The 13,968-nt window shown below is 59.3% G+C and carries 14 protein-coding genes; 5 read left to right on the top strand and 9 right to left on the bottom strand.

The features are described 5' to 3' along the window. Window positions 1-51: 51 nt before the first annotated feature. A complete protein-coding gene (locus AB3L03_RS09895) occupies window positions 52-885 on the bottom strand; it encodes a Crp/Fnr family transcriptional regulator (protein ID WP_204514099.1) in 834 nt (277 codons plus the stop codon). Window positions 886-2,282: 1,397 nt separating this feature from the next. Here AB3L03_RS09895 and AB3L03_RS09890 point away from each other — a divergent pair. Continuing rightward, on the top strand, window positions 2,283-2,498 hold the full coding sequence (locus AB3L03_RS09890) for a hypothetical protein (RefSeq protein ID WP_204513778.1): 216 nt from the start codon (window positions 2,283-2,285) through the stop codon (window positions 2,496-2,498). Window positions 2,499-2,676: 178 nt separating this feature from the next. On the opposite strand, the gene AB3L03_RS09885 is transcribed toward AB3L03_RS09890, so the two are convergent. The 3 genes from AB3L03_RS09885 to AB3L03_RS09875 form a co-directional block, all read right to left on the bottom strand. Continuing rightward, entirely contained in the window at window positions 2,677-3,060 is a 384-nt protein-coding gene (locus tag AB3L03_RS09885) for a hypothetical protein (protein WP_143273163.1), read from the bottom strand. Window positions 3,061-3,174: 114 nt separating this feature from the next. Then, window positions 3,175-3,441, bottom strand: coding sequence for a hypothetical protein (locus AB3L03_RS09880; RefSeq protein WP_204513779.1), 267 nt, complete (start codon window positions 3,439-3,441; stop codon window positions 3,175-3,177). A gap of 225 nt (window positions 3,442-3,666) precedes the next feature. After that, window positions 3,667-3,825 (bottom strand): hypothetical protein, encoded by a 159-nt coding sequence (locus AB3L03_RS09875; protein WP_204513780.1) that lies wholly within the window; start codon window positions 3,823-3,825, stop codon window positions 3,667-3,669. 184 nt (window positions 3,826-4,009) lie between these two features. Between AB3L03_RS09875 and AB3L03_RS09870 the strand changes: the two genes are divergently transcribed. Continuing rightward, window positions 4,010-4,273 carry a hypothetical protein gene (locus AB3L03_RS09870; protein ID WP_368508485.1) on the top strand — a complete coding sequence of 88 codons (264 nt, stop codon included), beginning with the start codon at window positions 4,010-4,012 and terminating at the stop codon, window positions 4,271-4,273. Between the two features lie 102 nt (window positions 4,274-4,375). Here the strand turns inward: AB3L03_RS09870 and AB3L03_RS09865 are convergent, their stop codons facing one another. Then, window positions 4,376-5,113, bottom strand: coding sequence for a metallophosphoesterase family protein (locus tag AB3L03_RS09865; RefSeq protein WP_026233678.1), 738 nt, complete (start codon window positions 5,111-5,113; stop codon window positions 4,376-4,378). A 593-nt stretch (window positions 5,114-5,706) separates the two neighbouring features. Here AB3L03_RS09865 and AB3L03_RS09860 point away from each other — a divergent pair. Next, on the top strand, window positions 5,707-7,137 hold the full coding sequence (locus AB3L03_RS09860) for an undecaprenyl-phosphate glucose phosphotransferase (protein WP_246776154.1): 1,431 nt from the start codon (window positions 5,707-5,709) through the stop codon (window positions 7,135-7,137). A gap of 37 nt (window positions 7,138-7,174) precedes the next feature. Here AB3L03_RS09860 and AB3L03_RS09855 read toward each other — a convergent pair whose 3' ends face one another. The 4 genes from AB3L03_RS09855 to AB3L03_RS09840 form a co-directional block, all read right to left on the bottom strand. After that, entirely contained in the window at window positions 7,175-7,468 is a 294-nt protein-coding gene (locus AB3L03_RS09855; RefSeq protein ID WP_204513783.1) for a hypothetical protein, read from the bottom strand. Between the two features lie 532 nt (window positions 7,469-8,000). Beyond that, entirely contained in the window at window positions 8,001-10,232 is a 2,232-nt protein-coding gene (locus AB3L03_RS09850; protein WP_018458860.1) for an AAA family ATPase, read from the bottom strand. A 28-nt stretch (window positions 10,233-10,260) separates the two neighbouring features. Further along, window positions 10,261-10,821, bottom strand: a complete 561-nt coding sequence (locus AB3L03_RS09845) for a hypothetical protein (protein WP_231188831.1) — start codon at window positions 10,819-10,821, stop codon at window positions 10,261-10,263. 114 nt (window positions 10,822-10,935) lie between these two features. Next, a complete protein-coding gene (locus tag AB3L03_RS09840; protein ID WP_204513784.1) occupies window positions 10,936-11,118 on the bottom strand; it encodes a hypothetical protein in 183 nt (60 codons plus the stop codon). Window positions 11,119-11,399: 281 nt separating this feature from the next. On the opposite strand from AB3L03_RS09840, the gene AB3L03_RS09835 reads away from it, so the two are divergent. Further along, window positions 11,400-12,611 carry an acyltransferase family protein gene (locus AB3L03_RS09835; RefSeq protein WP_368508484.1) on the top strand — a complete coding sequence of 404 codons (1,212 nt, stop codon included), beginning with the start codon at window positions 11,400-11,402 and terminating at the stop codon, window positions 12,609-12,611. A gap of 7 nt (window positions 12,612-12,618) precedes the next feature. Further along, complete coding sequence (locus tag AB3L03_RS09830; protein WP_018458856.1) at window positions 12,619-13,962, top strand: hypothetical protein; 1,344 nt, start codon at window positions 12,619-12,621, stop codon at window positions 13,960-13,962. The last annotated feature ends 6 nt before the right edge of the window (window positions 13,963-13,968 follow it).

Genomic DNA, 13,968 nt, shown 5'->3' with positions numbered 1-13,968 from the left:
GGCCTGCTACCTAATGGCAGCTTCTGACCGAAGGCGGCTATCGCATGGTCTCTATTTCTGCGAAACGGCTCTGGATTCACCACTCGCTCCGCCGGACGAGACGATGGCGCTTTCCCGGAACGGCGCACGGGTAGGCTGGGGCGCGGACAATTCCTGGCAATACATCCGATCGATCTTGCGCTGCATGAGCGCATAGCAGTCGCATACAACGCGCTCGAGCCGCACCCGGTCGATCTCGATAAACCCGCGCCGGTCGGAGGGGACGGCGCCGGCCGCGCGCAGCTTGCTCATCGTCAGAGTCACTGTCGTCCGCCGCACCCCAAGCAATTGCGCAAGCGCCTCCTGCGTCACCGGAAGGAGGTCATCTGGAACGCGGTCGTGAAGCTGCAGAAGCCACCGCGCCATGCGGCCATCCACCCGGTGCAGCGCGTTGCAAGCGGCTACGTGCTGGAGTTGCAATAACACCGCGCGGGCGTGGAGCTGAACGACATTCCTGATGGCTGCGCTTTGCGCATAGGCATCCCGAAATTTGGCGGCGGAAATCAATGATGCTGTGCCAGCGATGCGTGCAATCGCGGTCACGGATGAAAGCGATGGGCCGAGTACGGAGAAAGAGGCCAAAGCGCCTTCCCGTCCCATCAAGGTGGTTGCGACCGTTTGCCCGTCCGGCATATCGAGCATGAAGGCGATTGCGCCGCTATGGGGAAAATAGACCGGGTCCATCTCATCGCCCGAGCGCACCAGAACCGCATCTGGCTCAAACGAGATCTTCTGGAAGTAGGGCGTGAGCAAGCTGAGATCCGCTGGCGGCAGCGCTGCCAGTAGCCGATTCCCGATGCCAGTGCGGTTGACGGTCCCGATGCTTTCTTGTGAAAGAGCCCCCACTGAACGGCCGCGTCCATCTATTTCATTCACTAGGATTATCCGAATTATGAGTTGCCGAAAGGCAACTATCCAAACAGAGCCATTAGTCGAGATCAAGCACGGACATTTGCGGAGACGCTGCCGGCGTCTCGCCGCGCAAGCAGGATCTTGCATACATCATACTATTCACGCCCGTTGTGCGACTCGGCGAGCGGGGCCCTGCGGGATGATCAACCGGTGATGGTTCCGGCAGCGCTTGCTCTTGGCTTCCTAGCTGACGTCTTCGGCGGTGTGGGGCGTGCACGTCTTTTGGCCCGGCGCTTCCGTTGACACGGTGCAATTATCCGTCGGTCGATTGGGGTAAAGCCGGAAGTTTGCCGCCGTCCGCCAGAGCGACGCTTTTGCCCTCAACGGACATGCGGGCGTTGTCCGTCGGGAGGCCCCAGGCCAGCACGCTTAGGTCTGCCGAAAGTGCGGACATAACGCGGCCAGCTGCTTAATGAGTACACAGCCTAGGAGGGCCCTGCTGCCAGTTAAATTCGGCGACTGTTCGCGATTCCTCGCCGTGCGCAGACGCCGCCCCTGCACTGGCGGTGATCCACAGGCGATGCTTGCGCTATTCGCGCCACGGCATGCGGCACGGATCCGTAGCCCGCACATCGCCTGTTTCGTCCAGCCGTATGCACGCAAATTCCCTGTTCGCTAGCGATAAATTCCCTGTTCGGATTTGGCGGATCGCGCCCCGGATGCACTGAATTTCGAGGCAAATGTTCGCATTTTCATGGGATAGCGGCCTCACCGCAGGCGCGCTTTCGCTGTAAAATTCCCTGTTCGCAGGGAATTCGGACCGCGGCAGCGAAGGAACTTCCTGCGTCTGTCGTGATTGCTGTTCAAGCGCAGGGAGACGCATCCATGATCCGCAAACCTCTGTTCGTTGTCCTTGCCTGCATAGCATTCTCGTCGACAGCGTTCGCCCAAGGCGGCGGTGGCGGCTCGGGTGGGGAGCCGGCGGCGGCGCGGGTTCGGCGGCAAGCTCTGGTGCTGGGACAGGCACCTCGTCGAGCAGCGCGACCTCGGGCCCCTCGGCTCCTTCCGGCATAGGGACTCAAGGCACCACCACCGGCGCTAACGTGAACACGAGCAGCCCCAACCCCAGCCAGAACAATCCGAACGTCCAACCCCCAACCGCGAACGGAAAGACGCCGGCCGCCGCGCAAGCCGAGCGTAACTCCGGGGTTGGTCATTCAGCTAATGGTTTGCCGATCGGAAGCCCCGGATCAGGCACCAGCAACGAAGATCAGAAATAGGGCGATCTATTCATCAGCTCTCACCGAAAGGCCCACCGTTGTGGGCCTTTTCCTTCGAGCTATGGCTCCGAATAGATCGGACAGCCTGCGGCCAGTGTGTTAAGGCCGGGGATGAAAAAATTGATTTTGGCGATGCTGCTCATCGCGACGCCGGCCTTGGCGCAGCCCGAACCGCAAGTTACGAAGGCCCCATTGACCGATCGCGAACGGGTTCAGGCCGATCGTGCGCAGGCCGCCACGCAGGAGAAGGACGCCCCGACCGCGCGGCCGTGGGACAGGGGCGCGGATGGCAAGCGGCCCTGGGACCGGGGTGCGCAGGCGAAGTAGCAGCGTTCCCGACGGGACCTCGAAAGCTTGCCGGCAATCGGCAGCAGCCTTCCGTGAGGATCCTTCCGCGACGGAACTGAGTTTAGGCGGCACGGGCTGGGGCTGCCTCAATTTCTCCATCGAGCCGTCCAGTGCACGACAGCGCTCCGGCTCCGCTTCCTCGCCAGTCGGCACGGCCCTATCTGACGGTCACTTCCACAGCGATGATCGAGGATCCGCGCTGCCTGCGGTTTTCGCCTGACACCGCAATTCGAAACCGGTCAGTCCCTGGACGTGAGGGGGCTTGGTAGCGAAATGACGGGCCGACGATCGTCACATGACCGGCACTGGGCGCCTCTGCCAGTTTAACTTCATCCAGAAGCTGAGTTCTGCCACGCAGGCCTTGCAGGCATTCCGTGCCGGCTGGGATTGAAACAACCCAATACACGGTGTCGGAAAGCAGTACGAAGCGCTCGGGCCGCAAGGCGCATTCACCTGCGGCCGCAGCATGCGCTTGCAGCCAGTATCCCGCGAAAAAACATAGGCTTGCCGCCGCTGTTTTGGGCCTCATGCTGCCGCCCATGCGGTGATCATGGTTGGATCGGCCAGGCAAGCTCAAACAAAATCGCCGCCACCGGCTGCCCGGTGTTGCGGCGATTCATGGGTGAACGCGGCTGGTCGCTAAACGCTGTGCCGTTCACCGAGCGTACCAATACCCCCACCAGCGTTGCGACACAGGCCGGGCCTCCGCCTTGAGCGCGGCGACTTCCTCAACCGAGCGAAGGTTGGGGCCATAGATCGCAGGCGGGTAGACATCATCCCAAAACACGTAACCGGTTCGGACGTAGGCCGACCGATGATGCGCAGGAGCAAGCGCGAGCTCCGCGGCTGAAGCTGCGGTCGTTATCAAAGCAAGGCCAAGAACAGAAAGAGCAATGGATGGAGCAAGGGTGCGGAAGTTCATTGGATCAATCCCTCTCGAAATGGGCGAGAAATAATGCGACGGCCTCTAAAAGGTTGCAAGCGCATCGTTCCATAGAACGGCTGCGAAATCCAGCTATTCAGGTGCGCGAATCCAGCTGGACTGTTCGGACAGAACAGATTTGAAGGTGACCCCGGATCGGTGCGGCCGGCCAAAGACCGCGCTAGCGCTGAGCCAACACCTCGGATGCTATTGCTCAGGACAAGATCAGGCGTGGACAATTTTTTTGGCACCAGGAGAGTCACCAAGAATATCAAGAATCATGATGTCGACACACTGCTCACTCTTGATGAGCACCGCACTATTCAGGACGACTCGTATGGCTTCTGCATTGGTCTTCGCTTTGATCTTCTGCGCCGGCGTCACGTTGGGCTATGCGCTGCGTACCCGGCACCCGCAACGAACGACGACGAACGAGCCCTCCGGCACCTCGCGCAGAACGTCCCGATCGACTCCCAATTCGGCATTCGGACACGTCCGACGTGCCTTTTAGGCCTCGTCCAGCGTGCGAGCGACACCTTTGTTCTCACGACCATAGGCGACACAGAACATGACCCAGGCGATGAGGGACGCACCGCGACGGTACATCGTGGACGGTACAGGACAGCGTGTCCTTTTCGGTTTGACGATCGCGGAAACCATCGAGTTCGAGACGTTGGACAAGCCCGACGCGCCCCTCGGCCCTGGCCTTCGCTTCGATCAGAACAAGCCGGGACAACGATGGCTGGAGCTCTACGCCAAGCATGAGCGGGCCTGGCGCAACTGGATGGCCGACAGGCGGGCAGGACGGGAAGTGCCCCTCGTGCTCAACTAGGTGATGCTCTTAGCTCGTGACCGCCGAGGCATTCCATTGGCTTCAGGAACAATCTTCCCGACAAATCGGGAGACATTCCCAGGGTAGTCATATCCTGGGCAGTCATACCGCGAGCATCCGGCTGCCTTGTATGCTCATGAGAGTTAGATTGCCCGTCGCGTAGGCGCCCGTATCGATGTTGACCCGGTTTGCCAGAACTTCGGCGGTGCGCACCGGCGTGTGACCATGAACGATATATTTGCCGAACTGCTCCTCACTCTGAAGGAACTCTTCGCGAATCCAAAGCAGGTCGCTTTCGCTTTGCTCTGCCAAGGGGACACCCGGGCGAACGCCGGCGTGGACGAAGAAAAAATCTCCACAGGTAAAGCTAAGCCGTAGTTCGTCCAGGAACTCCAGATGCTCACCCGGCATTGCGCGGATCAAATCGCGCATGATCGACGCTGGGTCGTCGCGCTTCAGGTCTGGCGGCGCGAGTCCATAGGACATGAGTGTCTGGGCGCCACCGATGCGAAGCCAATCTTCAAACAACGAAGGGTCTTCGAAAACCCTCACTAAAAATGCCTCGTGGTTTCCCTTGAGAAAAATCGAGTTTCCCCGCCGGCTTCGTTCGACCAAGAGGTCAAGCGTGGCGCGCGTGTCCGGGCCGCGATCGACATAGTCGCCCATGAACACCTCGATCGCATAGCGTGGCCGACTGTGGGCCAAGTCGGCGTCGATGACCCGCAGCATGGGCTGCAGCAAATGCGAGCAGCCATGAATATCCGAGATCGCGTAAATTCGGACGCCATCCGGCAGTTGCGGCCTATGAATCGGCGGGTGTGATTGGGCAAAAGATGTCATGGCGCGCACACTCGGTGAGGTGGTGGGGACAGTTTCGCCAAGTCGGTCCGCGGCCGGACCTTATTGAAGGGTGTCGCCTCTCAGACTGCCCGATTGCGCCGAAGGAAAGGAGGATATTCGCTTGCTTAGCTTGTCGGCGCGCGCTGAGCAAATCAGGCAACTCTGCCGTGGGCTGCATCGCGCCCGGCAGCGGGAAGATGCATGCCTCGCTGAAGACAGTTGGGCGGATACAGCTCTAGATCGTAATTCATCGGACTTCTACTAATCGGATCACATCGCTTGCGGAGTCACTCAATGTGGGCAACAGGCGCATCAAAGATGAGCTGCTATCGCTTCACGCAGGCGCCCCAGCGAATTCGACGCGGAACTTGATTCAAAATAGGGCAGCGAGTTTCGATCGTGTGTCAGCACTGTGACGCAGGTCTTCCGCGCCCCATGACCTCTCAACAAAACGCGATGCATTCATGCATCGCAAAAGTTTCGCGTGCAGCGCCACAATATCGCTGTGATCACTTCACAGTTTGCGTTCGGGGAAGTGACGGATCTTCAGCATCACGGATCAGCGTCAAGCATTCTCGATAGCAGAGGTTCGAATGGCTGTTGCAACTTATGGTTCTGAAGGCGCTGGTGCACTGTCGTCAACGCGCGGCACGGCTCTTCAGCGGCCTTTTCAGATCGTCATCATCGCTGCCGACCTGCTGCTGATCCTGCTCAGTTATGGTGCAGGGGCGGCGCTCTATAATGTCGCGCTTGCCTCCACTGGCGATGGCGCGTCGATGGGGGCAGGATTGATTGTCGGCGTTGTGTTCGTCGCGGTCGCATATTCCCAGGACGTCTACGCCACGCACCGCTTGCTGAATCTGGTCTGGCAGCTGCGCAAGGCCGTCTTCATCTGGTTGGCGTCGCTGACGATCCTCGCTATGGCGGCATTTCTGCTCAAATCCACGGACAATCTGTCTCGCGGCACAGTGATCATTTTTGCTGCAATCGGCGGCGCCGGATTGATCAGTCTGCGTTTTCTCTGGCAGTTCGTACTCGCGACAAACTATGCCAGAAGCCGCTTGGTCGATCGCAAGGTGATCCTGTTGAGCCTGAAGCCGCTCGATTTCACCTCAAGCCGCTTCAAGGATTTGCGCAGAAACGGTTTCGACGTCATGCGTCATTTCGTGCTTGGGATCGACAGCGGCGACGGCCATTGGGAGCGACAGATTCGCGATGTCATTCGGCAATCGCGCCAGGCGGACGTCGACGAATATCTTCTAGCGATCGATTGGAACGAATTGCCGATGCTCCGAAAGATCGGGCCCTTCCTGCGCGCGGTGCCCCAACCGGTACGCCTTCTGCCGGATGATTCAATCGCCGACCTCGTGTCGCGCCCATTCCTGCCAGTCAGCGGGACCGTAGCGGTCGAGATTCAGCGGCCGCCGCTCAGTGTTTTCGAGCGTTTCCAAAAGCGCTGTCTTGATGTAGGGGTGGCCTTGTTGGCGCTCGTCATACTTGCACCGCTGCTGCTGACAGTCGCCGTTCTGATCAAGCTCGGATCGCCGGGAGCTGCCATCTTCCGCCAGTCGCGCCGAGGGTTCAACGGCAAGCCGTTCGAGATATGGAAATTTCGGACCATGACGGTCTGCGAGGACGGCCAGACGATTACCCAGGCCACCAAACGGGATGCTCGGGTCACCAAGATCGGGCGTTTCCTTCGCATGACAAGCATCGACGAGTTGCCGCAGCTTTGGAATGTCTTGCGCGGCGACATGTCCCTGGTCGGGCCGCGCCCGCATGCGCTCGCCCATGACAATTACTACGACGAACTCATCAGCAAATACGTTTACCGCCACCACATGAAGCCGGGCCTGACAGGCTGGGCTCAGGTCAACGGCTTCCGGGGAGAAACCCCGACGATCGACTTGATGGAAAAAAGGGTGGAATATGACGTCTGGTACGTCAGCAATTGGAGTATCTGGCTGGATCTGAAGATTATGGCGCGTACGGCCTCGACGGTGCTGTTCCAGGAGGCCTATTAGTAGGAGCCGCCTAGGGGGCGGCGGCACTTATCGGCCGTCAGCTTCCGTTGCCGGGGGTCTTCTTGAAGAGACGAAGGACGGCGTCCCGTAGCGCAAGCATTGGCGGCACAAGGACGAAGAACGCTCCCATGGCGACTGAGGCAACGACGTGACGAAGCGAAAAAGGCTCGTCATGCTCGAGCTCTCGGCGATTCGGATCGAGCGGGGCAGGCGCGAGAGTGGTCGCCAGCGGTCGGGATTCCCGGCGGGCCTTACGCGGGGGAACCACGATCAACACGAAAAGAATATTGAGCAACACCCAGATGCTCAGGACAATAAGAGCAATCACCATCCGAACCTGCCGAAAAAATGCGAAGAGTATGAGCGCACGTTAGCCCCCTGAACCTCGGAAGGAAAGGTGCTCAAAGATTCGGCAGTCCAGGTTGCGGTCACGATCAACAGCCCTTCGTGCCGGGGGCAGGTTTGTGCAGGCAACACGTCACTATCTACTATCTTTCGTCCGGATCGCCGTCGTCAATCCATGCCTTGGGCTATGGCAGAGATCGGCATTTGTGGATTCCGGATGAATACGGGGATTGGGCGCGTATCGGAGCCCGACGATAGGGTCACTTGGCGGGTTGGTTCCCACGTCGTCGCGGCCCCGGAACTCAAATAGAGCCCCGCTGACGCATCTTCGCCCCGCCTGGCGTCCCGCCCCACGGCTGCGAATTTCCGACGGCCCGTTTCGGTCGGCTCCTGCAGACGATGGGACCGAAAAGTGGGTCCCTGCAGTCTCTTCGGAAGGCTCCGCGGCGGCCGTCAGCAGGTCGGGGCCTGCGCTAGGGGCGCAGCCGCGGACTGTGCGGCTTGCTGCGCCCCTCGCTCTAGGAATGTTCGACGTAATAGCTGTTGCGGTGCTTACCCTTATACGCCTCGATGCGTCCAAGCATCTTCGGGTTGGCGCGATTGAGGACAGCACCCAGCAGCTTCTTCTGAAGGATCTCCGACCCCGAAATTGATTCTTGAAGCGCAGCTCGCGTGGTTGCTCCCCATTCGATCACATAGACCATTGCATCGATGAGGACGCTGAACGCTTTTGAGTCCGCCACCGGCATCACAGGCGCAAGATCGATAATGATATATTCGTAGTGTTCCCGGAGCATCGCGAGCAGGTCGGCCATTGGCCTCGATGCGATGACGTCGGCCGAATTGACCATGCGCGAAGCAACGATGGACGGCAGGAAATCGAGACCGGTCTCCTTGCTTCGTTGCACGTGATAGCTGAAGCCCGTGGGATCACTGAGGGCCTCGACCAGTCCGCTGTTGGCGTTCGGCGCGAGTTCCCGTGTGAGTGAGCGCGTATGCAGGTCGCCGTCGATGAGGATGGTGCGGTGACCTGTCATGGCAATCAACTGAGCGAAATTGGCCGCGACTGTCGTTTTTCCTTCCTTTGGCAGCGACGATACAATGCCGATGACCTTGATCTCTCGGGTCATGCGCGCAACGTCGATTGAGACCTTGATGTTGCGCAACGTTTCCGCAAACCGCGAGAACGGATGATCGACGACATAGCGGGATAGTCCCGCTTCGTCGGCTTTCGCGGATGCCGAAAGCAACGCGCGCGTCTTTGTCGGCGGGCGAATATCTGGGAGAACGCCAAGACACTTCACGCCGAGTTCGTCCTCGACCTCTCCGGGGGTCCGCAAGACGTCGTTGAGGAGCTCGCGCGCAAAGGCGGCGCCGAAGCCGAGGCAGAGGCCGCCGACCAAGCCTCCCACCAGGGCCAAAACCGTCCGCGGCGAGCTTTTGCGATCAGGCTTGGTCGCGGTGCTGATCAGGCGTGCCTCGCTGAGCGGGAAGCTCTGATTTTGGGTGGCGCTTTGCAGCTTCTCCAGGAAGTTGTTGTAGAGATTGCGATAGGTGTCGGCCGCGCTTTCGAGATCGCGCAGCTTGACTTCTGCCTGGCCGGTGTGACCCGCCTGGGCGACCAGCTCTTTCACGTTCTTATCGAGAGAAGCCTCTCGGCTTTTTGCGATCTCGTAGTCGCTGCGATAAGCGTCCCCAATCCGATGAAGCTCATCGGCGATATTCTTGCGCAGTTCCTCCATCTTGTTGGCCAAATTGACCGCTGCAAGATGGGTCTTGCCGTAACGCCTTGACCAATCGGCATATTGGGCCTGTAAATCGAGGTACTGGGCGCGCAGGCGCGTAATGACCGAGTTGTTAAGGGCGTCAGTCACGGTGGGTTGGGCGAGGTCTTGGTCGGAAATCGCTTCGATCCGATCGAGGCGCGCCTTGGCTTCGGCCGTGGCCGCCCGCGCCTGAACCAGCTGTGTATTCAAGTCCGACAATTGCTGCTCGGACATGAGGCCGCGGCTGGTTCCGACGATATTGTGCTCTGCCTTGAAGGTTTGCACCGCGCGGTCGCTGGCCGTCGCCTGCTCGCTGAGCTCGACGCTCCGCTGCTGGAGCCATTCGGTCGCCCGTTTAGTGGACTGGTATTTTGCTTCCAGTGCACCCACGATGTAGGCATCGGCGATCGCATTTACGATCTTGACTGCCTTGTCCGGGCTGTGTGCGCGATAATTGAGCGACAAGACGTATGTGGTCAGGACGCGCTCAACCCTCAGACTCTTTTGAATCGATTCGACCACGGCATGTTCGATCCGCTCCTGTGTGGGCGGTTCGCCGGATTCGAACACTGACATGATCTTGCCGGTAACGACGGCGAGAAGTCCTGGATTGGATCCGTTGAATTCCGGATCCTCGGTGAGCCGCAGGCGGCGAACGATTGACAGGATAAGATCGTCAGAATTGATGACTTCGACCTGGCTGTCGACATAGCCAGTGTCGATCAGAGCGCTGTTGGTCCCGCTGTCCTTGTCCAGAACCTGGGTTTGCCGGGTGTCCATCATGATACGGGCGTTTGCCGTATACATCGGCTTTGCCAGAACCAGATAGACGATGACCAGAGCCAGCGAAGCGCCAACTGCCGCAGCGATCAGCGGCCATTGCCGACGAAGGACATCAGTGACACGGTCAAAGCTGAGGACCGCGCCGCCAAACTCGATGCCAAACCGGTGTCCCGATTGGAAGTGTTCTCTAGGCTGATACATCTGAAATTCGCTGCCTTAATGGTCAGGATCAATTCGGGAGGGGAACAGGTTTGAATGGATTGGCCAGTTTGGTCTTCCATTCGCCTTCCAACAGCGCTCCGCCCCGAGGCTGCGTCGGCTTGTTGTCTCTCGGCTGCAATTGGGCGCTGGAGCCATCTTCTCCCGCCGCGGAATAGCCCGCCTGCACGGCGAGGTCACCGACTCGCTGCGTGAAATCCCTAATCTTGCGCGCAGCGTCCGGTTTCGTTGACGTGCACAGCGCTTCTGCGAGCCGCAGCGCCGCGCCGATGGTCGAGCGGTCGGGGGAAGCCGATTCGGAAATGAGCGTCTGCACCGACGGCAACACCGATGGATTGGTCGCGATATATGAAGAAAGGCGAGCCCTCAGCTTCTCTTTGTCGTTGCGTAGCCGTTCCAGAAGCGAAGACGGCGCCTTCACGAAGGCGTCGAGTTCGGTTTGTGAGGCGCGGTCCGAGAATCCGACGCATTGAGCGCGGGTCGGACCGACGCCCGATGCGATCAGAGCAAATCCCGTCAAGATGATGGGTTGCCATCTCGGCTTCGTACGACGCGTCACTTCGCAGCTCATCCGTGTCCCTTCGTCGTTGCTGCAAACCAGTACACGCGAAGAGTGGCAGCCAACTGTGTCAATTTTTGTGCGATGCAAAAGCGGGTTTCATTCGGTCGCGCTTGCCATCGATTGCTACATCAGTGCCTTACCTTTCGTCGGTTGTGCAAGTACGATTTGCAATGCCTGCGAGATCGGCACAATGGCGCCTGCGATTTTTGCAGTTTGAAGATTTATGAGGCGGTCGCAAAAAATCTTGTCGCGAAATTGACACAAGAAAATTTTCCAGCGAGCAGCGCGTGGATACGCCTGGATCAAGAAACATCTTCTGTACAGGCTAAATCGCAACACCGCCGGGTTTCGCGCATACTTTGTTCGCAAATGCTCGCGACCATGCCCCGGCGAGTCAGTTCGTTCGTCCCGATGCTCCTCGATCAGCAAAAATGGCGCAAAGTTGTCGCGCGCATGTTCGAATGACAGAGAGCGTTGAATTTATCGCCGGTCGTCATGCGTCATACGCGAATCCCCGATCGTGATGATTGAAAGCACGCAAAGACCTGATACAGACTGCTGCGGTGCAACAGCTACGGAATGTCGATGTGACGGAGTTGGTTCATCGTGAGAAAGCGCATGTCCTGCCGCTCGACAGCATCCGGGGTATCGCCGCGACATCTGTGGTGATCCACCATCTCCTGCTGATGCCGACCTTTCTCGCGGCATTCCCACACAATGCGTGGATCAATTGCTCGTTCTTCAGAAGCGCGTGGCTATTGGTCGACTTGTTCTTCGTTCTCAGTGGCATCGTGATGTCGTTGAGCTACGTCGAGGGCGACTTCGGACGCTTCTCGCTGCGCGAATTCATGGTGCGGCGTTTGGCGCGGGTCTATCCGCTTCACATCGTCATGCTGATCGCAAACCTGCTGTTCCGCCTCCTGCGTATCGGCTTGGTCGCCGCAGGCGTCGTGGTTGCCGCGCCGACCGCCTTTGAGGTGAACAATGCCTATTCCTTCCTGCTCAACGTCTTTCTCCTGCATTCGGTGGGACTGATCGACTATCTCAGCTGGAACGCTCCGAGCTGGAGCATAAGTGTCGAATTCTACACCTACCTGGTGTTCGGCCTGATCGTCCTGCTGGCCCAGCGCATGCGTTCGCTGTCGTGGTTCTACGCCGTCTCCGGGCTCGTCGCGGTCGCAAGTCTTGTCGTGATCGTCTTCGTGCTCGACAAGAGGAGTCTGGGACTCCAGACCGATTTCGGCATTCTTCGCTGTTTTGTGAGCTTCTTCCTCGGTGTCTTGACCGTCAGGATCGTTCGTCGGCTGCCAGGCAAGCCGAGCCCTGCCGTGCAGGGAGGGCTGCAGTTGATCGCCATGATTGCCAGTATCGTCCTGGTCAGCCTCGCAGAGACCAATCCGGCGACCACCTTCCTGGCGCCGCTTGTTTTCGCAGCCTTCCTTGGCACGCTGCTGGCGTTTCCGGATGCGTTGCTGGTGCCGAAGATTCTGGTGGCGCGGCCGCTGGTGTGGCTGGGGCGCAGATCCTACTCCATCTATATGGTGCATGCGCTCGTGGTGCTCTTCGCGGAGTATTTCGTGCGGGCACTTGGGCCACGGCCGATCGCGGCGCTCGATTCGATCTGGACGGGGCTGCCGGCGACGCTGAATCTCGTGATCTCCCTGGCCGCTGTGCTGGTAGTTTCGAACTTCAGCTATCTCTACATCGAGAGTCTTGGCGGTAAGCTGCTTCGGAATGCCCTTGGAAGCCGGCCCGATTTTTCGCCATCTCCGGCGGCATCGGCGCGGCTGACGAATTGAGGCGAGCATGACGGCCCTTGCGCTGCAGCGCCCGCAGATCACGCTGGTCAGCCTCAACATCGAGGCGATCGCGCTCGGGGTTTATCTGGTCCGAGACGCCTTCGGCGGCGTGATCCGCTACTACACCAGCATCTTTCATCTGGACACGCTCTGGTACCTGCCCGACGGCGTCGCGCTGCTGTGTCTGGCCCAGTTCTTCGTGCATTGCATTTTGCGCAATCGCAGCACCCTGGCGCTCCTGGTGTTCGCGCAGATCATGCTGTCGCTGGTGCTCGGCTACTTCATGATGGGCACTGCGACCGCCGCGATCTCGGCTTTCAAGATGATGCTGCCGGTGTTTGTCGGATTCTGTTTCTGCGATTCGAGCCTGGGTTCCTACCGAAAGCTGCTGTCGATTATCGCCGTGACCTTCTATCTCTCCGTCATCGGCGTGTTGTTGACCAAGTTCTACCTCATGCCCTGGGTCGGCTACAAATATGAATCCTTTGGCGCCGTGCGTGAGGCGGGCCGGCTATGGTGGGCCTATGGCGGTGACGATCAGCGCCTGATGGGCTTTGCCGCCGACAATACCATGGCCGCATTCTTCATCCTCGTGTCGTTTGCGATCACGTCGATCCGCAAGAGCACGCTCTGGTGCCTTCTGTACGGCTCCCTGGCGGTTTACGTCATTCGTCTGACCACCAGCAAGACGACCATGATCGTTCTCGTGCTGTACCTGGTGCTGCTGGTGATCGTGCGAATGCTGCCGGAGAAGTCGCGTTTCCCCGCGATCCGCGCGATCGCGTTGTGGTCGTTCGCTGCGATCCTCGTTCCGTTCTTCATGATCGTGGTCGCATCGGGCACCGCAGCAGTGCCGCACTCGACCTTGTTCAGCATTCTCGACCGCATCAATAACAGCTGGCAGCTGCCGTTCGTCTACATGAGCCAGCTGATGCCGATCGGTCTGGTAACCGGCTGCGGCGCGGGTTGCTTCAACTATCCGCAGAAGCTTTTCTCGCCGCTCGCGGCGTACTGGGTACCGGTCGACAACTTCTACATCGGAACATACCTGATGTTCGGGCTTCCGTTCGTCGCATTCATGGTGATGGTGTTCCGGGCCAACTTCGGAGCGACCGACGTCTACAAGCTGACGCTGCTCTTCGTGGTCAACCTGTTTACCATCACGGTCTTGAACTATGGGCCGGCATCAGGGCTCCTGATCATCGCATTGAGCTTCAGCGAAGTATTCTCCCGGCGGGCGACCTCCGCGCGGGCAGCCGATACCGTTCCGATAGAATTGCCGCGGCCGATCCGCTCATTGGAGGGTCTCGGCGTAGATATGCCAGGGACGGCAGCGCGTGGGAGCAGGTGAGACAAA

This window comes from Bradyrhizobium lupini (assembly GCF_040939785.1).
GTDB lineage: Bacteria > Pseudomonadota > Alphaproteobacteria > Rhizobiales > Xanthobacteraceae > Bradyrhizobium > Bradyrhizobium canariense_D.
This window is presented reverse-complemented; position numbering and strand designations above follow the sequence as displayed.

Coding starts and splice junctions, on each gene's coding strand:
- AB3L03_RS09890 (WP_204513778.1), top strand. CDS start 2,283: ATGAAAAAATTGATTTTGGCGATGCTGCTCATCGCGACGCCGGCCTTG.
- AB3L03_RS09885 (WP_143273163.1), bottom strand. CDS start 3,060: ATGGGCGGCAGCATGAGGCCCAAAACAGCGGCGGCAAGCCTATGTTTT.
- AB3L03_RS09880 (WP_204513779.1), bottom strand. CDS start 3,441: ATGAACTTCCGCACCCTTGCTCCATCCATTGCTCTTTCTGTTCTTGGC.
- AB3L03_RS09870 (WP_368508485.1), top strand. CDS start 4,010: ATGACCCAGGCGATGAGGGACGCACCGCGACGGTACATCGTGGACGGT.
- AB3L03_RS09865 (WP_026233678.1), bottom strand. CDS start 5,113: ATGACATCTTTTGCCCAATCACACCCGCCGATTCATAGGCCGCAACTG.
- AB3L03_RS09860 (WP_246776154.1), top strand. CDS start 5,707: ATGGCTGTTGCAACTTATGGTTCTGAAGGCGCTGGTGCACTGTCGTCA.
- AB3L03_RS09855 (WP_204513783.1), bottom strand. CDS start 7,468: ATGGTGATTGCTCTTATTGTCCTGAGCATCTGGGTGTTGCTCAATATT.
- AB3L03_RS09850 (WP_018458860.1), bottom strand. CDS start 10,232: ATGTATCAGCCTAGAGAACACTTCCAATCGGGACACCGGTTTGGCATC.
- AB3L03_RS09845 (WP_231188831.1), bottom strand. CDS start 10,821: ATGAGCTGCGAAGTGACGCGTCGTACGAAGCCGAGATGGCAACCCATC.
- AB3L03_RS09830 (WP_018458856.1), top strand. CDS start 12,619: ATGACGGCCCTTGCGCTGCAGCGCCCGCAGATCACGCTGGTCAGCCTC.